15 protein-coding genes are annotated in these 17,627 nt (G+C 51.4%); 8 read left to right on the forward strand and 7 right to left on the reverse strand.

The genetic code is table 11. The annotated features are described in order from the left end of the window. Window positions 1-197: 197 nt before the first annotated feature. The gene (locus ACVB80_RS01150) at window positions 198-431 is read right to left on the reverse strand and encodes a hypothetical protein (RefSeq protein ID WP_481079418.1); all 234 of its coding nucleotides are present in this window, start codon (window positions 429-431) and stop codon (window positions 198-200) included. A 160-nt stretch (window positions 432-591) separates the two neighbouring features. Continuing rightward, on the reverse strand, window positions 592-948 hold the full coding sequence (locus tag ACVB80_RS01155) for an NADH:ubiquinone oxidoreductase (protein ID WP_481079419.1): 357 nt from the start codon (window positions 946-948) through the stop codon (window positions 592-594). Window positions 949-1,534: 586 nt separating this feature from the next. On the opposite strand from ACVB80_RS01155, the gene ACVB80_RS01160 reads away from it, so the two are divergent. The 3 genes from ACVB80_RS01160 to ACVB80_RS01170 all read left to right on the forward strand — a co-directional run bounded on the left by ACVB80_RS01160 (window position 1,535) and on the right by ACVB80_RS01170 (window position 4,759). Then, window positions 1,535-2,770 (forward strand): L-lactate MFS transporter, encoded by a 1,236-nt coding sequence (locus ACVB80_RS01160; RefSeq protein WP_481079420.1) that lies wholly within the window; start codon window positions 1,535-1,537, stop codon window positions 2,768-2,770. 60 nt (window positions 2,771-2,830) lie between these two features. Further along, complete coding sequence (locus ACVB80_RS01165; RefSeq protein WP_481079421.1) at window positions 2,831-4,456, forward strand: VRR-NUC domain-containing protein; 1,626 nt, start codon at window positions 2,831-2,833, stop codon at window positions 4,454-4,456. 120 nt (window positions 4,457-4,576) lie between these two features. Then, entirely contained in the window at window positions 4,577-4,759 is a 183-nt protein-coding gene (locus ACVB80_RS01170; RefSeq protein WP_481079422.1) for a hypothetical protein, read from the forward strand. Between the two features lie 43 nt (window positions 4,760-4,802). Here ACVB80_RS01170 and torS read toward each other — a convergent pair whose 3' ends face one another. Continuing rightward, a complete protein-coding gene (torS, locus tag ACVB80_RS01175) occupies window positions 4,803-7,697 on the reverse strand; it encodes a TMAO reductase system sensor histidine kinase/response regulator TorS (RefSeq protein WP_481079423.1) in 2,895 nt (964 codons plus the stop codon). Between the two features lie 131 nt (window positions 7,698-7,828). Here torS and torT point away from each other — a divergent pair, with 131 nt between their 5' ends. Together torT and ACVB80_RS01185 are read left to right on the forward strand one after the other, a co-directional pair. Continuing rightward, on the forward strand, window positions 7,829-8,824 hold the full coding sequence (torT, locus tag ACVB80_RS01180; protein ID WP_481079904.1) for a TMAO reductase system periplasmic protein TorT: 996 nt from the start codon (window positions 7,829-7,831) through the stop codon (window positions 8,822-8,824). Between the two features lie 117 nt (window positions 8,825-8,941). Beyond that, entirely contained in the window at window positions 8,942-9,397 is a 456-nt protein-coding gene (locus ACVB80_RS01185) for a methylglyoxal synthase (RefSeq protein ID WP_481079424.1), read from the forward strand. A 73-nt stretch (window positions 9,398-9,470) separates the two neighbouring features. Here ACVB80_RS01185 and ACVB80_RS01190 read toward each other — a convergent pair whose 3' ends face one another. Together ACVB80_RS01190 and helD are read right to left on the reverse strand one after the other, a co-directional pair. Further along, window positions 9,471-10,067 carry a DJ-1/PfpI family protein gene (locus ACVB80_RS01190; RefSeq protein WP_481079425.1) on the reverse strand — a complete coding sequence of 199 codons (597 nt, stop codon included), beginning with the start codon at window positions 10,065-10,067 and terminating at the stop codon, window positions 9,471-9,473. Between the two features lie 18 nt (window positions 10,068-10,085). Then, window positions 10,086-12,149, reverse strand: a complete 2,064-nt coding sequence (gene helD / locus ACVB80_RS01195; RefSeq protein ID WP_481079426.1) for a DNA helicase IV — start codon at window positions 12,147-12,149, stop codon at window positions 10,086-10,088. 184 nt (window positions 12,150-12,333) lie between these two features. On the opposite strand from helD, the gene yccS reads away from it, so the two are divergent. The 3 genes from yccS (at window position 12,334) to ACVB80_RS01210 (ending at window position 15,443) form a co-directional block, all read left to right on the forward strand. Then, window positions 12,334-14,505, forward strand: coding sequence for a YccS family putative transporter (gene yccS, locus ACVB80_RS01200; protein ID WP_481079427.1), 2,172 nt, complete (start codon window positions 12,334-12,336; stop codon window positions 14,503-14,505). Window positions 14,506-14,624: 119 nt separating this feature from the next. Next, on the forward strand, window positions 14,625-14,792 hold the full coding sequence (locus ACVB80_RS01205) for a hypothetical protein (protein ID WP_481079428.1): 168 nt from the start codon (window positions 14,625-14,627) through the stop codon (window positions 14,790-14,792). Between the two features lie 165 nt (window positions 14,793-14,957). After that, window positions 14,958-15,443: a hypothetical protein gene (locus ACVB80_RS01210; RefSeq protein WP_481079429.1), complete on the forward strand. Its 486-nt coding sequence runs from the start codon at window positions 14,958-14,960 to the stop codon at window positions 15,441-15,443. A 24-nt stretch (window positions 15,444-15,467) separates the two neighbouring features. Here ACVB80_RS01210 and ACVB80_RS01215 read toward each other — a convergent pair whose 3' ends face one another. Further along, entirely contained in the window at window positions 15,468-16,586 is a 1,119-nt protein-coding gene (locus tag ACVB80_RS01215; protein ID WP_481079430.1) for a sensor domain-containing diguanylate cyclase, read from the reverse strand. A gap of 57 nt (window positions 16,587-16,643) precedes the next feature. Further along, a complete protein-coding gene (locus ACVB80_RS01220) occupies window positions 16,644-17,612 on the reverse strand; it encodes a TerC/Alx family metal homeostasis membrane protein (RefSeq protein WP_481079431.1) in 969 nt (322 codons plus the stop codon). Window positions 17,613-17,627 lie beyond the last annotated feature (15 nt).

Below are 17,627 nucleotides of genomic sequence, written 5' to 3' on the forward strand. Positions count from 1 at the left end.
CTGTGCTGCCACAGTGATCATCACAAACCACACCAGCCTTGCGCCTGCTGCGCATCCAACTCCCTAAACTATAGAAGATTTTTTCTCATGCTGCGCCTACTGACTGCAAAAGTGCCACACTTTAACGTGCAACTGGTTACTATGCGTACAAAAAAAGCGGGCACAGCCCGCTAAATCGTTGACGCCAACAGGAAATATCAGGGCCAAAATGTCAAAGTAACGATTCTGAGCACCACAGCGAGAACAACCAGACCAATGCCAGCCCGGTACCATCTGTATTCGTTTATCTGCATCGGGATACGTTTATAAAACATGGTCACCACCCCCTGCCAGTCATGGCTGCGCCTGCCATACAAACTGACACTAAATACCAGGCTCACAATCCCGGCCAGCAATACGGCCTTTTCGGCCCAGATTAATGCTTCTGACACGCCTTTCTCCAAACCCACGTTAAGTTAATACAATGTTAACCCAATATATAACAAGACTCCGTTATACATTAGTCTAAGACACGTACCGAAAACTACGTTGTACCACTTCAAACAAAAAAGGCCTCCCGCGCGGGAGGCCTTTCTGGTTCAATTTTTTATATCAGGCATCGGAAAGCCTGTCAGGACGAGGAGTAATGCTGTCTCTGTAGGTAAACCAAAGATAAGTAACCACTATAGAGAAAAACAGATAAGAAAGTGCAAAAACCAGCGGAGATGTAATGAGCTCGGCATGCAACCCAAGCATCACGCCAGTGACCGTAACAATTACCTTTGACAACAGCCCGCAAATCAATAAAAACACCGCCAGTTCCGGAAAACGGCTGCTGCGAAATGCGAACCAGTAGCAGCTGCCAACGGCCAGTGCCGAGATCGACAGACCTAACATGAAAGAGTGCAAATGGTCCGCTGAAGCTACGCCGGCAGAGATGGAAGCGATAAGAATAAAGAGTAATTTCATAGTCGCGCCTCGTGAGGTTAAACGAGCATCCTTTCAATAATGGAATCTAACTTTTCAGCGCTATTATCCAATAATCCGCATAAGTTGCAAGCCCAAAAAGTAACCATCAGCAAGAATTATTCACGAAGAAAAATAAGCCAGAGAATCGACGCAACATCTGCCAACCCTTTCTGAAACTGACACCACCTAACCCACTGATACAAAGAATATTTACTATTTGTTAATTTTCCAGCCGATCATTGAAGCAAGATATTTTTATGAACTGTGATTCATTTCAAAGTGATACTTTCATCCATTTGGCGATGATTGAGAAAAGTGCCCCTCAAAACTCAATCATACTCACCTCCCCAATTAAAAACATACGGTTATATTTCATGCCCAAGCATTCAGGGAGCTTTCCCGCTCACAATGCAAATGAAACAAATAAAACAACCTATGACCAAATGTTACATTCACTTACAACTAACAGAATTTTTGCGATTTCCATCACACTGGTTTTGGATATAATCCGCGCGCTGATTCTCATTTATGTTGAGAAACCCCTATTTTTTTTGAGTCCCACGTACGGACAAAGCCGAGAATAATGATGAGCAAACTAGATAAAGCGATGCGTATCCTGCTGGCAGGTTTTTGTATCAACCTTTGCCTGGGCATCCTGTATGCCTGGAGTGTATTTAACAAAGCCCTGGTCAGTGACTTCGGCTGGAGTGCTTCAGACGCTTCACAGCCATACGCAACTGCAACCATTACTTTCTCTGTTTGTCTGCTGATCGCCGGTATCCTTCAGGACCGCATGGGTCCGCGTAAGATCCTTATTCTGGGTACTGTGCTGACCGGCCTGGGTATGATCGCTTCAAGCTTTGCCCAGTCTGTACTGATGCTGAACATCACCTTTGGTGTGATCACCGGTGCGGGTATCGGCTTTGGTTATGCGTGTCTGTCGCCGGCGGCGATGAAGTGGTTCCACTCGTCGAAGAAAGGTCTGGTTAACGGCCTGATCGCAGCAGGCTTCGGTCTGGCAGCGGTTTACCTGGCCCCTCTGACTTCAAACCTGATTGCCATCTACGGCATCAACACCAGTTTTATGATGCTGGGTGCCGGCGTACTTATTATTGCTGTGCCTCTTGCGTGCACCATCAACAACCCACCGGCACACTACCAGCCAAAAGCACCGGCTCAAAAAGCAGGTCAGGTTAAAGCTGCAGCGAAAAATGTGGACATTTCATGGCGCAACATGCTGAAAACGCCTCAGTTCTACTCTCTGTGGATCATGTATGCGTTTGCGGCATCTGCCGGCCTGATGATCATTGGTAACATCACTAACATCGCCAGCATGCAGGCAAACCTGCCAAACGCAGTTTACCTGGCCTCTATTCTGGCGGTTTTCAACTCAGGTGGCCGTGTTGCAGCGGGCATCCTGTCTGACAAAATTGGTGGCGTTCGTACCCTGCTGATCGCATTCGTTCTTCAGGGCGTGAACATGGTACTGTTCGCTACGTTTGAGACCGAGTTCACCCTTATCATCGGTACCGCTGCAGCGGCACTGGGTTACGGTACCCTGCTGGCAGTATTCCCGTCACTGACTGCTGAATACTACGGCCTGAAAAACTACGGTACTAACTACGGCGTACTGTACACCTCATGGGGTATCGGCGGCGCGATTGGTGCAGCGGTTGTTGGTTTCTCTATGGCACAGGACGGCGGTTACGGTCTGGCGTACACCATCTCAGCAGTAATGATGGGTGTATGTATCGTACTGGCTCTGATCACCAGGCCACTGAGCCAGGAAAAAGCACAGGAAATGCAGACTCAGGCAGCATAAGCCAGTCCCTGTCATTCTCATCCAAAAGAGCTTACCCTTGGGGGTAAGCTCTTTTTGTATATGCAGACTATGACTCCACCACCGCTCAGAACAGACTATTATCACGGCAACTTTCAAAAGCTTTTCGATAACGCCCTCAGCCGTTACCCTGACCTGCTTTTGCCCGGCGAAACCGCCTGGCTTAGCCGTTATGCTTCCCTGACAAAACCCGCACAATGCCTGCTCATCCGGCTTCTGACACGCCGCGGTGAACTGTTTCGTAGCGATAAACTGGACTATCCGGAAATCCCTGATCTCAGCGCTGCGATTTCAGAGCTCTGCACTACCCGCATGATCTGTAGCGGAGAGCCCCTGCCCGGCCCCGTGATTGCACAGCAGCTGATGACCAAACCTGAGCTGTTATCGGTCTGGCCCGGCCTCGATAAGCGAATTCGCAAAGCACAGTTACTGGACGAACTTCCCCATGATGAACTCTCACCGGCACAGGCCGGTTTCAACTGGCTGCGTGTGTGCGACAAGGAAATCATTACTACCCTGAGCGCGCTGTTTTTTACCAATACACATCAGGACCTGTCCCAGTTCGTGGTTACGGATCTCGGCGTACAAAAGTTTGAAAGCTATATCACAGACCCGGCTCAGCGTTATTTCACCAGTCGTGATGAACTTAATGCGGTTCTGAAGATAGCCCGCCTGGGTGAGTATTATTACCAGCAGGTAAAGCCATCACCAGAAGTGCTCGATGAAATCAAAAGCCAGCTTCCAGGCCCACTGCAACACGCCCGGACTGACCGTCAGCGTCAAAAACTGACCAACTTAATTGCGCGTGATTTTGAACGCCAGGGCATGCTGAAAACTGCCCTTGAGTTATTTGGCTCCACCGAAATGCCCCCCTCAAGGGAACGCCGGACACGGATCTGCCTCAGCCAGAATGACCTGGGTACCGCACAGGTACTGATAAACCAAATGCAGGATGACCCTTATGACCATGATGAAGCAGAAACAGCACAGCGACTGTCCGATCAGCTCAGGCGTAAACAGGGGGAGCGGGTACCAAGGCGGACAAAGCCTGTCCTTAACGAAATAAAACTCAGTCTGGACCTTTCCGGTCACAGGGTAGAACAGGCGGTGATCCACCACCTGGAAAGTGAAGGCTGGCAGGCTTTTCATCTTGAAAACGCCTTTCTCAATGGCCTGTTTGGTCTGTGTCTCTGGCCCGCTATCTTCTGCCCTGCCGAAGGTGCTTTTAACCATCCCTATCAGCATCGACCGCTCGATCTCTGGCACAAGGAATTTGCCGAAAAGCGTACTGTGCAGATCGAACAGTGCCTGGAGTCCTTCACCTCTTTGGGCTGGGAGCTGCTCAAATCGCGCTTTAAGGAGAAACACGGGCTCGCAAATCCGCTGGTCAGCTGGGCACTAATGAATGATGGCATTCTGGATCTGGCTGCCAACACCCTGCCCATCAGTACTCTGACTGAACTGTTCAGGCTGATGCTGACTGACCTGCGACATTTTCGTGCTGGTCAGCCGGATCTCGTCGCTTTCAGGGGGAAAGAACTGCGTCTTATTGAAGTCAAAGGCCCGGGCGATTCACTCCAGTCAAACCAGATCCGCTGGCTGACAATCCTGAATGATGCAGGGATTGATGCAAGAGTTTGTTTTGTCACCAATACGGAAAACCTGTGATTTTAACGCCGGGCAAAATTGGTTGAAATTTCGGCTTGCGTTTTATGAAGCTCAGCTATACTCGTGGTGAGGCAGGGCTGAAAACATCACACGGACACCGCCTTGCAGGAGGATGACAGTATGAACATTCGTGACCAAATTGAAGACCTTGAACAGCAGATTTTCATCGCCAGCTGCGAAGGTGATATGGAGCTGATGTACCTGCTGGAAAACCAGCTGGAACAACTGCGCAATCAGGCAAATCTCGATCTGGAAGAAGAAGTTCACGCGTTTGACAGTCGTCTTAATCGTGAAGAGCGCTAAGCGCCGCGACTCCTTCCGTTAACCTGGCTGACTCCCCTGGTAGTCAGCCACAAAGGTTGTTACGCGCAAAATCATCCAGTGCCTGACAGGATTCGCCCAACAGTTCCGCCATCTGTTCTTTGTTATCCATTGCCGCCTGCAACGGATTTTCAGCAGCTTCAATTTCCTGACACGCCTTTTGCAGAGCGCGCAGGCCCATACCCGCCGCAGAGCCTTTCAGTTTGTGCGCCATGGATTTTACCAGTGCGGAGTTTCCATTAAGCAAAGCGTTCTGCCACTCCTGCCAGATCTCCTCACTGCTCTGCTTAAACAGCGCGATCAGCTGCGCCAACTTTTCATCGCCCAACACATGGAGATCCTGGCGAAGTACACTCACGTCCAGCGTCTCACTTTCAACCAGCGTGCCGGCCGGGCGCGATTCAAACTGAGGCGATGGTAGCTCCCCACCCAAGTGGGCTGCCATTACAGCGGCAAGCGCTTCTTTCTCAACAGGTTTTGGTAAGAAGCCATCAAAACCGGAACGCAGATATTCGGTCACTTCTTCTGCAAACACATGGGCCGAGACTGCAATCATCGGCACCCTAGTTACAGCGTCACACTCCATTTCCCGGAGCGAACGCATTAACTCAACCCCATCACCATCCGGCAGGTTAATGTCAAGAAGCGCAAGGTCAAATGTTTCTCCGGCAAAAAGCTCTTTGGCCCGGGCGCAACTGGTCGCGGTGACCGTCGTATGACCAAGACTTTGTAGAAAACCCTCTGCCACCAGGCAGTTTACCGGATTATCTTCGACCAACAGGACTCTGGCAGCCCGGCATTTTTCCATAACAGGCAGTGGCTGACTGACTTCTTCTCCATCTTCAAGCGGCAGCGAAAACCAGAACCGGCTACCTTCGCCCGGCTCTGAACTGAGCCCTATCGTACCGCCCATGGCATCTGCGATACGTTTACAAATCGCCAGTCCGAGACCGGTTCCCCCCGGGGTGTGCCGGCCATCTGTGGCCTGAGTAAAGGCGTCAAACAGGGTTCCCTGCTCCTCCTTCGCAATACCGGTGCCGGTATCACGCACTTCAAACAAGATGTAACCAGCGTTGTCAGGATCCACACAGACATAAACGTCCACCTCCCCGTCCGGGGTAAACTTGATGGCATTTCCAACAAGATTGGTCAGCAGCTGCGCGATCCGGGTTGCGTCACCAAGTTTATAACTGCCAACCTCCGGATCCACCTGCACATACAGCGCCAGCCCTTTTTCATGAGCTTTAACCTCATGCAGGGCACAGGTCTCTTCAACCAGCTCAAGTAAATCAAACGACTCACGGCCGATTTTCAAATGACCAGCCTCAATTTTGGAGTAGTCGAGCACGTCATTGATGATTGACAACAGATGCGTACCACTGCGACCAATGATGTCCACATAGCCGGACTGGACGGTGTTCAGGCCACTCTCTTTCAGCAGCCTTGCCATACCCAGCACACCATTCATCGGAGTACGGATCTCATGGCTGATGGTGGCGAGAAAAGCCGATTTGGCGCGGTTTGCCTGCTCTGCCTGATTGCGTGCCCTGGCGTGATTAAGAACCTCCACGTTAAGTTTGTCGTTGGTTTCGCGCAGCTGATGCGTGCGTTCATCCACCAGCTCTTCCAGGTGCTCTTTATGCTGTTCCAGCTCACTTTTGGCATCCCTTTCCCGCTGGGCAACAATCTGGAGTGTTTTGGCGGTATCGCGGGCGTTTATGATCGCCCGTCCCATCGACGCCATTTCATCCTTGCCCTCCACACACACTTCGACGTCAAGATCGCCTTTGGCGATGCCCCTCAGCGCCCCTGAATACTCGCTAAGACGAGCCACTACTCTCAGGTACACAACCCGCCAGACAATGAAAATCACCGCGGCCAGACCCAGCACCGATATCACCACCAGAGTCCAGTGCGCATAAGTCAGCGTCCGGCTCACCTGCGACACCGCGATTGCGGTTCCCCGGTTAGAATCATCAATAAGGCGACTGACGATCTGGTTGAGCTCAGCAAAGTGCTGGCCTGTCTTCTCATTCAGCAGCATGGTGCTCTGCCCGTTCTCATAGCGCTGAGCCAGCCAGTCAAACAAAACACTGCGCTCCTGCAACTCACCGATAAGCGCGGTCATCTTCTCAGAGCGGGATGGATCTTCAACCGAGCGGACACGTCTTGCCATAATGGTCAGATTCCGTTCAAACTGCTGCTGCAGGGTCCGGATCCGCTCAAAGTCTGTTACGGTTTTTGCTTCTTCAATCTGGGTCAGCAACCTGAATGCGAGCAGATGCAACTCATGAAGACGTTCAGACAGGTCAAGGTCCACCTCTATCAGGCTGTCGAGGTTGTCATACACGGCTTCTTTATCGTTGCTTTCGAGCAGATCGTACATATGAGTGATATTGGCGACAGTAACGGTAGAGGCATTGAGTACCTGGGTGCGGGTCAGGCCTTCGAGCTCATTGGCTTTTTGCTGCATGCTTTCCGCAGTCGCGATAATAAGGCCGGTCAGTTTCAGGCGCTGATCAACCGACATACCCAACCCGGCAAAGTTGTCGATGATGTCCTGAACATTATTTTCCAGTTGATCGAGCAACGCCGGATCAAACGAATCGGAACCGAGAGCACGGATATGATTGAGCAGCGCATCGAGCTGACGAAACAGCTCCGTACCGGCCGCTTTACTTTCCGCTTCGGTCTGCGCTCCGGCAAAACGCTGAGAAGTACTGATGATCCGTGCACTAAGCTCAGACACCTGACGTGCCTCTATCATGGACGGGATCGCCTGATTCACCACCCGGCGTTCAGTCTTGGCGACAAAAGAAAAGCCTGCTACCCCAATCGTTGATGCCAGAATCATCAGCAGGGTAATGGCAATAAAGGAGTACAGAAGCTTGCTGCCAATGCTTCCCGGAGATAACAGCATAAGTTCCTCGCATAACGGGTGTTTTTCTCAGTACGGGTCAGGTATATTTTGCAGTGTATTGACTCAGGATGCCAATGGCGACAGCGAAAATGCGCAACCATCACTTTAATTCGTCCTCACCGAACAGGCTGATGCACCGCATCATGCTCGGTTCGCTGATGCTTTCAGCTACTCTGGCCAGCGCTACTGCACCGGCTCAGACCCGGCTGTGTGCGATCTACCCTCACCTGAAAGACTCTTACTGGCTGTCGGTTAACTACGGCATGGTGACCAAAGCCCGGGAACTCGGAGCCGAACTGAAAGTGCTCGAGTCCGGCGGTTATCCCAATATTGAAAAGCAGCGTCAGCAACTCAGTGACTGCGCTGACTGGGGCGCAGATGCCATCATTCTTGGTACGGTATCCCCAACGGCATACGATGAGCCGATCGCCGGGCTGACCGGTGACATACCGGTCTTCGCTACAGTCAACAAACTCAACGTAACTGATGCAAACACCACTGTTATTAAAGGCAAGGTCGGCGTTGACTGGTACTGGATGGGGTATCAGGCCGGTCAGTTTCTTGCCAAACGACATCCTGCCGGCAGTGGCATTACTCATATTGCATGGCTGCCCGGCCCACAGCACCGTGGCGGAACCAAACCGGTTGCTGAAGGTTTCCTTGACGCAGTCGAAGGCAGCGACATTCGCATCCGTTATTCACTGTGGGCAGATAATGACAAAGAACTGCAGCGCAACCTGATCCAGCAGGTGCTGACTGACTCCAGTGACATTTCTTATATCGTTGGCAGCGCCGTAGCCATCGAAGCGGCAATCAGTGAGCTTCGCAGTGCCGGAAAACAGCAGCAAATCGCGCTGGTCTCTACTTACCTCAGTCACGGGGTTTATCGCGGAATACGCCGTAACCGGGTACTGTTCGCCCCGACGGACAAAATGGTTTTGCAGGGCGCGCTTTCGGTCAGTCAGGCTTATCACTATCTGAATGATAAATCGGAATTTAAACCTGAATACAGCCCGGAAATTGAAGCCCTGACGCCTGACCACCTTCCGAAACAGATACTCAGGGAATCGCTGTCTCCGCCAGAATTTCGGCCTGTTTATCAGACAGGCAACACACAAACGCGTTGAAAATGATAACCCGCTAACGGTTATTAATATTAATCGCACCAAAATCTCTCAGACTTGGCAGAATAAGGCCATTCGACCAGAGCTGCGCCTCTGGTGAGTTATGTGAAGGAGCATTGAATGCAAAAAACAACAAGAACACTGCCAGCAAACAAACACATCGCGCTGGTTGCCCATGATAACTGTAAAGCTGAGCTGCTGCGCTGGGTTGAGGAAAACAAAGAGAAACTGCAGGGCCACTTCCTGTATGCCACCGGTACCACCGGCCACATGCTGAGCAAACAGACCGGCCTTGCGATCCGCAGTATGATCAGTGGCCCGATGGGCGGCGACCAGCAACTGGGTGCCAAAATCTCCGAAGGTGAAATCGATGTAATGATCTTCTTCTGGGACCCGCTCAATGCCGTACCACATGACCCGGACGTAAAAGCCCTGCTGCGTATCGCCAGCGTGTGGAACATTCCTGTAGCGACCAACCGGGCTACCGCCAACTTCATTTTTGATTCATCGCTGATTAACCAGCCGACTGAAATTGAAATTCCTGATTACCAGGCGTATCTGGCCGAGCGTACCTGATCCAGTCACATCGTCAGACAATAAAAAAGCCCCCCGGACCCAGGTTCCGGAGGGCTAATTCCCATCACTCTATTTAATAGGCGACAACGTGTTCGTCACGCCACTTCACATCAATGAGCTGCGCTGTTGTTTTCGCCAGTGCGTTTTTCGACAGACGACTAATCAACTGCAAACTCATATCGATTCCTGCTGACCCGGCGGAAGTCAGAACCTCTCCGTCTTCAACCCAACGTACATTTTTGACCACCTGAAGCGCGGGGAACTGTGCGGTCAGGGTGTCTGCGTGTTGCCAGTGCGTTGTGACACGCCGTCCTTCGAGCAGGCCGGCATTTGCCAACAGGAATGTACCACTGCTTACTGCAGCCATGACCTTAACGTGCTTCGCCTGTTCCTGAAGCCAGTCAATGACTGCCGGTTTTCTGATTTCCTGGTTAAAAGCCCCGCCAGGAATAACTAACACATCCAGAGGCGGGTGATTATTGAATGATCGGTGTGGAAGGATCTGGAAACCATGACGCGCGGTCACCGGATCACCTGTTTCACTGATCAGATAGGGGGTAAAACTGGTGTTGTATGCTCCAGCGTGTTTATTTGCTGTTGCAAACACCTCGTACGGCCCGGAAAAATCAATGGGCTCAGCGTTTTCGTACACAAAGATGCCAATATTCATGGTCTAGTCTAGCCTATTTTATTTTTTTATGACCGGGTAACCTCCCATACGCAATTCATCCACAAAGCCAGACGGATGTGCGCCATACACGACCCAGACGCGTTCCTTCGCCCGGGTAAGAGCAACATAAAACAAGCGCCGCTCTTCTGCATGGGGGAAAGACTCATCAGAACGCAGCAAGGCATCATTCAGATGCAACTGCCTTTCCACCGCAGGAAATTGCCCTTCGTCAACATTTAACACAAATACGAAGTCGGCCTCTCGGCCTTTGCTTGCATGACACGTCATGAACTTCAGAGACAAGTTACCAAAGCGCAGTTGCCACTCAGCCAACTGTGAGGGTAGATGGTAGTGGTTGCGTCCCAGCAACAAGACTTCTTTCCGTGTCTTTGCGCTGTCGTTAAGTTTCGTTAACGACTCTTCCAGTATAGACGATGAAATTAACACCACATTCTTTTGTTTAACCGTTCGGTGGCTTTTGAGCTCTTTTTGTAACTGAATTGGGTTTTGCATCACAAAGCTGGAAGCGACTTCACCAATTTTGCTGTTAAAACGATACGTAGTCGACAGACTGTGTATGGTTGCGCCCGGGAATCGCTGCTCAAATCCGGTAGTCAAACTGACATCTGCACCAGCAAAACGATAAATCGCCTGCCAGTCATCCCCTACCGCATACAGCGATGCCTGCTGGCCTTTTTTGCCGTGACAAAGTGCTTCAAGCAGTTCAAGACGGGCCGGTGATATGTCCTGATACTCATCAACCATAATGTAACGCCAGCGGCCCTGATACTTACCTTTCTTAACATAATCAACAGCTTTGAAAATCATGCTGTGGAAATCAATTTGTCCGCTCTCTTTAAGCATCGCCTGCCAGGCCTGATAGCACGGCCAGGCAAGCTGAAGCTCGCTGTTCAGTCGCGGGTACTCATCGTGATCAACGATGTTTTCCTGAATCTGCTTTTTGGTCGTATAGCAGGCGTTGAGCTGATCAAGCTGCTTCTCCAGCCAGGCGATCAACTTCGGGTTCTCTGTTTGCGAGCCAAGCTCCTCGTCACCTTTCAGATAGGCAATCGGCCATTTGGACAGGTGCTTCTGCCAGCGTTTGAAGTTATTTCCGGTCGCCCAGTGGTTTTTCAGCCACTCACTGCACCAGGCCTGGCGTGCCTTGTCGTTAGTGGCAAGCTCGGTGATCTCCACAGGCTGCGTTTCGCATTCGCGAATGATTTCAAGCCCAAGGGAATGGAAGGTTTTAACGCTGACGCCCTGAGCCGCCGCACCCAGGCGGTTATCCAGCCGCTCTTTCATTTCTGTTGCAGCATCTTTACCGAAAGCCACCATCAGCATCTCTTCCGGCTGCGCCTGATGACTCTGAAGCAAATAGCCGACTCTCGCACTCAGCACTGAGGTTTTACCACTGCCTGCACCAGCCAGGATCAGGTTGTGGTCATTGTTCAAAAGCACTGCCTGCTGCTGCGATACGTTCAGCGGACTTGATTCACATTGCTCGAACAGTACCTTCCAGTACTCTCGCTCGTTTTCCAGCCAGCACAGGTTACGCTCATACTGCTCTTCCCTGCCCGCTTCCAGCCACAGACGGATATCCTGCATATATTTCGGCATCATCTGACACGCTTCATCCAGAGTCATCTTCAGGTCAGTCAGCCCTTCAGCCACAACCTGCTGCCACTGAGTCAGCTGGGAGGAAGCCAGGTAAGAAGGCTGCTTTTGAAGCCTAATAAGCGCCTCACGCCACTGCGGGAGCAGAGTGTTGAGTTTCTCGCACTGAGAATGATGCCAGTGCTGATACTGACTCTGCACAAAACGCGCAAACGCACGACACTCCTGCCAGGGCACCCCCTGCACCAGCCAGGCCATTTGCCTGCCGTCTTTGATGTGTGAATGGAACAGCAGCTGACCCCACACCAATCCACGTGACACCGTCACACGTCCATTCCAAACAGAAAACGGGATATGTTCATCGCTTCCGGCACAGGATAACACCAGGGTGTCCTCCTCTGTTCTGACCTCATTGTATTCATTCTGAATGAAAAAGCGCGCGGTGCGGGATGCCGACAACTGCATGAAATGTCCTGATTCCGTTGACTATAATAAAGGACAAATCTTAATACACCCCGACAGCCTCAGCAACGAATCACCGTATTTACGTTTAAGAAACGAACACTTGATGAAAATATTGATTTGTGTGGCTAATGATTCGCTGCTGGTTTTGCTAAACTCTTGTTTTTATCTTGCTTGCAGAATTCCGGTGTCCCTAATTTCTGAACTGCGCCATTACTGGGCCAATAAAACCATTAACTACAGTGTCCGTGTTGCTATCGCCCTGATGGGGGTGGTTGCCGCCAGTTGGTACTTTGAACTCAATGACGCAATTATTCCGCTTATTCTCGGAGTGATCGCCGCTGCACTGGCAGAAACCGATGACAGCTTCTGGGGCCGGATGCGCGCCATAACCCTGACGTTTATCTGCTTTGCGTTTGCAGCGCTTTCCATCGAGCTGCTGTTTGATTACCCGCCCCTGTTTGCCGTGGGGCTTTTTCTGTCTTCGTTTGGCTTTATCATGCTTGGTGCAATCGGCCCCCGTTATGCAAGTATCGCGTTTGGCTCACTATTGATCGCGGTTTACACCATGCTGGGCGCCCATAACAGTCCCAATATCTGGTTCCAACCGTTAACTCTGGTCACCGGAGCCGCCTGGTATTACCTGATTTCTATGGTATGGCAGATCTTCTGGCCAATGCAGCCAGTACAGCAGAGCCTGGCGACTGTGTTCTCGCAACTGGCCAACTACCTGGATTCCAAAAGTGAGCTGTTTCACCCGGTAAATGAGCTGATCCCCCAGCCACACCGTATCCGCGACGCCAGCCTGAATGCCATTACGGTTCAGTCACTGAACGCGACCAAGCAAACCCTGCTGTCACGCTCACGCCGTGGCCAGGTTGATGGCCCGAGTGACCGTTTCCTTAATATCTATTTCCTCGCCCAGGATATCCATGAGCGGGTAAGCTCGACACACTATCGCTATCAGGATCTCGCGCAGCAGTTCTATCACAGCGATGTGCTGTTTCGCTTTAAACACCTGCTGCACACTCAGGCCAACGCCTGCCGGGCAGTCGCCAAGTCCCTGACGCTGGGCACCCAATACCAGCACCAGCCAGCCAGTGCTGCCGCGCTGAACGAAGCCCAGGATGCGGTGCGATTTTTGTCTGACCAACAACGAGCCGACTGGAATCCGCTGCTCAACCAGCTTCACTACCTGTTCCAGAATCTGGCCACGGTCGAGCAGCAGCTGTCTAATATCAGTAACCCGGATGTAAAACAGAACGAGCACGATGACATTCTTTACGACACGACCGCCCATACGCCCAAAGCGATGTGGCAGCGCATCCGGGCCAACTTCAGTCTGGAGTCCGTACTGTTCCGTCATGCTGTGCGCATGTCAGTTGCACTGACCGCGGGTTACGGCATCATTCAGGGCTTTAATATTGAGCACGGTTACTGGATTCTGCTGACAACTCTGTTTGTCTGCCAGCCAAACTACAGCGCGACCCGCCAGAAACTCACCGCCAGGGTGCTTGGTACCCTGGCCGGTTTGCTGCTTGGCGTACCGCTGCTGACCTTCTTCCCTGGCGCAGAAAGCCAGCTGGTATTGATCGTTATCTCCGGCATTCTGTTTTTTGCCTTCCGTATCAATAATTATGGCTTCGCTACTGCCTTTATTACCCTGCTGGTGCTGTTCTGCTTTGCCCAGCAGGGAGAGGGTTATGCCGTGGTGCTGCCGCGCCTGACCGATACCCTGATTGGCTGCGCCCTGGCAGTACTGGCGGTAGTGTATATCCTGCCGGACTGGCACTCATCAAGGCTGCATAAAGTGATGGCCGGCTCTGTTCAGGCAAACCAGGGTTATCTGGCACAAATCATCGGCCAGTACCGGATTGGCAAGCGTGATACCCTCGCCTACCGCATCTCACGGCGTGACGCTCATAATAAGGACGCGGAGCTCAGCTCTTCAATCAGTAACATGCTGGTTGAACCCGGTAAATACCGCGCAGCCGTAGATGAAAGCTTCCGTTTCCTGACCCTGAATCACGCCCTGCTGAGCTATATCTCAGCTCTTGGTGCGCACCGGACACGAATTGAAGACGATGCGGTTCACCACCTGATCATGAAAGCGCACAGGGTTATCCACCAGCACCTGGAAGTCCTGCACCGCCAGCTCAACGATCACTGCGAGTACTGTGAAACTGAGCTGCCAGTCGATGAAGAGATTGAACGCAGGCTGTCTGAATGGCGGGATGAAGATGAAAGCTCAGTAAAACTGATACTGCAGCAGTTGCACCTGATCTACCGGATGTTACCCGAGCTTCATCAACTGGCGGCTATGTTTGCTGATCGGGTTCATAACAAAAATCAGGTTTGATACGGTACTTTTTGCCCCATCCTTACGTACCAGACAATTTCCTGACAAAAACTGAACAAAAGTTAACGCACAAAATTATATAGTGGTTGCAGATTTACCAGTGCAGAGAGGCAGCCACTATGCCAACGCAGCAATTTGAACAGTTAAGGTCGAAAGTAGCCGAACTGTCGCCGCAGCAGCTGAAAATGTTGCTGGCAGAAATTGAAGGCAAGCTTACGCCCAAACAACCGGAAGTCGAACTGACTGACGAAGAGCTCCAGGCTCTGACCCGGCTTTTTAACAACTAATACCCGCGCTTTTCTCAGGCTCAAAGGAAGAAAGGCCGCGGGTATTTGCATTTCAATATATAACCACCACTAATAACACTTCCCCTTTCAGACAAACCCGTTATAAAGAGTTGCGCTGCAACTGTACAAATATTACTCTATTAGTAGGTGTACAGGAGAAGCAGTATGGCCGTTTCCTCAATTCAGTCAGGTAATGCGATCCTTCAGCAGTCCCAGAACCTGGCCACAAAAGCGACAGAGGAGCTTAATGAACAGGCTCGTCTCGAACGCCTGCGCACCGAAGAAGCCCGCCTTGAACGCCAGCGCATTGAAACTGCCCGCCTTGAAGAGACCCGTCTGGAAAATCAGCTCGAACGTGCCCGTGAAGAAACCGCAAGGCTTGAAGAGCTGCGCGAAGAACAGGAACGGGAAGAAAGAATGCAGGAAATGGAAGCAGCGGAAAATCAGCGTGTGGACAACCTGCCTTCAGCTCAGGAGCAGCGCGAGATAAACACCCGAAAAGAACTGGCCGAAGCCAAACGCGAAGAAGCCAAATCCATGACGGAAGCCGCCACTAAACTCAATCAGGCAAAAAGCTACAACAGTGTGGGCACCAGCGTGGTTCAGCGTAACAACGATATGATTGGCAGCATGCTCGACGTATCTGTCTGATTACGTCACTACAGATGGTCCCTGCTACAAATAGTCACTCGAAACGCAGCGGTTTTTCCCGCTGCGTTTTGCATGGTACATGGCCGAGTCTGCGTTCTCGACCAGGGTCATTTTGTCGGTCAACTGTCCTGCCTGTGTAGCGATACCGATACTCAGGGTAATACAATCTGCCACGGTTGAGTTTTTATGCTCGATAAACGCTTCCTGAACCGAGCGGCGGATCTTTTCGGCCACATACATCGCACTCACGTTATCGGTATAAGGCAGGATCACTACAAACTCTTCGCCGCCATATCGGGCCACAAAATCGGTGCTGCGCATTAGCCGTTCCTGAATTTTCTGTGCCACTCTTCGCAACACATCATCACCCTGCACATGACCATAATGATCATTGTAGAGTTTGAAATCATCAATATCGATCATCAATACAGAAAGGGGTGATTCTGAGCGCCGGGCCGCCCGGACTTCATGTTCAAACGTCCGTTCATACACCATGCGGTTAGGAATACAGGTAACGGAATCAACCTCAGAAAGCCGGCGCAAACGCCAGTTAGCAACTTTGAGCATCCGGGTTTTGCGCTCAACCAGCCTTGCCTGCTCTTCAAGGGCTTCCAGCGCCTGTTTTTGGTGGGTGATATCGAGATGCGTACCGGTCATGCGTACCACTTTATTGTTTGCATCCCACTCTACTGCTTTGCCCGTCACCAGCACCCAGACCCAGTGACCATCCCGGTGACGCATCCGGCATTCGTGAACAAACTGTTCTGTTTGCCCTTTCCAGTGCGCGATAAGCCGTTCGACTGATGCCTTGCGATCTTCCGGGTGAGTAAACTCCTCCCAAAGATTAATGCTGACAGGCTCAAAATCGTGCAACTCATGCCCCAGCATCGAAGCCCAGCGTTCATTCAGCACCAGTGTTCCCTGACTTACGTCCCAGTCCCAAATCCCTACTCCGGTGGACTCCATCACCAGGTTAAGCCGCTCTTCATTGAGTTCATGAAGCTCGGCTTTGGCCGTGATCACATCCAAAAGCAAATTGAGATCTTCAAACACCCAGCGCGAACACTCGCGCTCAAGATTGAGTTCGAGATCTTCGGTTAACTGGGCCAGTTTGGTTCTCAACTCCTGGAAATCACTCGACATAATGCAGAACAGCAAGACTATGGTTCCATACTTGAACCATAGCCTTTATCCGGCGTATTACAAGCGCGGTTGCTCTGCCAGCTTGTCCCGGTTCTGAGACTGGTAGCGAATTACTGAGGCAATGATCGCGCCGCCCATCACTACTAATAACACCGTAAGTGATACTGCCGTAGGAATCGCCCACGGGGTTTCCACCAGTGCCATTTTGATACCAATGAACACCATGATGAACGCCAGTGCCGGTCTCAGGTAAACGAACTTATCTATCATGCCCTGCAGAACAAAGAACAGTGAACGCAACCCAAGCAGCGCGAACACGTTCGCCGCCAGAACCAGGAAAGGTTCACGGGTTACCGCAAAAATCGCCGGAATAGAATCCAGAGCAAACAGCACGTCCATGGTCGCAATTACCGCAATAACCAACGCCATTGGAGTCAGCCACCAGCGGCCATCCTGCTTAACTGCAAGCGCATGACCGCGAAAATCATCCGTCACTGGTGCGATCTTACGCAACCATCTGTCAGACGCCGGACGTTCTGGTTCCTGCTCCTCTTTTTCCGGCAAGGCCAGTTTGATACCGGTCCAGACAAGAAAAGCCGCAAACAGATACAGTATCCAGTGGAAGCTTGCGAGCAACTGAGCGCCAACCGCAATCATCATTGCACGCAGGATCAGTGCACCAATTACACCCCACAACAGCGCACGCGGACGCAGATGTGACGGCACCAGATACTGGTGGAATATAATGGTGAACACAAACAGGTTATCGACACTCAGGGATTTCTCCAGCAGATAACCGGTCATAAACGCGGTTGCTGCCTGTTTGGCGGTATAGTCGCTGTGCGGCGCATACCACTCCCAGCACCACAGGATTGAGGTACCAAAAGCCACCGCCAGAATTACCCAAAAGACACTCCAGATAGCGGCTTTTTTAACTGAAACATTGCCACCACGGGTTTGCCAAATATCCAGTGCAACCAGCACCAGAGTAAACAGGCCAAATACAAAATACACAGAAGGGTTCATACGAAATCCTCAGGG

The sequence above is a fragment of the Vibrio sp. 9-16B-A1 genome (assembly GCF_056726165.1).

Bases quoted from the DNA above. Each gene is read 5' to 3' on its own strand.
- ACVB80_RS01210 (WP_481079429.1), top strand. From the start codon at position 14,958: ATGGCCGTTTCCTCAATTCAGTCAGGTAATGCGATCCTTCAGCAGTCC.
- ACVB80_RS01190 (WP_481079425.1), bottom strand. From the start codon at position 10,067: ATGAATATTGGCATCTTTGTGTACGAAAACGCTGAGCCCATTGATTTT.
- ACVB80_RS01170 (WP_481079422.1), top strand. From the start codon at position 4,577: ATGAACATTCGTGACCAAATTGAAGACCTTGAACAGCAGATTTTCATC.
- helD (WP_481079426.1), bottom strand. From the start codon at position 12,149: ATGCAGTTGTCGGCATCCCGCACCGCGCGCTTTTTCATTCAGAATGAA.
- ACVB80_RS01160 (WP_481079420.1), top strand. From the start codon at position 1,535: ATGAGCAAACTAGATAAAGCGATGCGTATCCTGCTGGCAGGTTTTTGT.
- ACVB80_RS01215 (WP_481079430.1), bottom strand. From the start codon at position 16,586: ATGTCGAGTGATTTCCAGGAGTTGAGAACCAAACTGGCCCAGTTAACC.
- ACVB80_RS01185 (WP_481079424.1), top strand. From the start codon at position 8,942: ATGCAAAAAACAACAAGAACACTGCCAGCAAACAAACACATCGCGCTG.
- ACVB80_RS01155 (WP_481079419.1), bottom strand. From the start codon at position 948: ATGAAATTACTCTTTATTCTTATCGCTTCCATCTCTGCCGGCGTAGCT.
- torS (WP_481079423.1), bottom strand. From the start codon at position 7,697: ATGCTGTTATCTCCGGGAAGCATTGGCAGCAAGCTTCTGTACTCCTTT.
- ACVB80_RS01205 (WP_481079428.1), top strand. From the start codon at position 14,625: ATGCCAACGCAGCAATTTGAACAGTTAAGGTCGAAAGTAGCCGAACTG.
- torT (WP_481079904.1), top strand. From the start codon at position 7,829: ATGCACCGCATCATGCTCGGTTCGCTGATGCTTTCAGCTACTCTGGCC.
- ACVB80_RS01220 (WP_481079431.1), bottom strand. From the start codon at position 17,612: ATGAACCCTTCTGTGTATTTTGTATTTGGCCTGTTTACTCTGGTGCTG.
- ACVB80_RS01165 (WP_481079421.1), top strand. From the start codon at position 2,831: ATGCAGACTATGACTCCACCACCGCTCAGAACAGACTATTATCACGGC.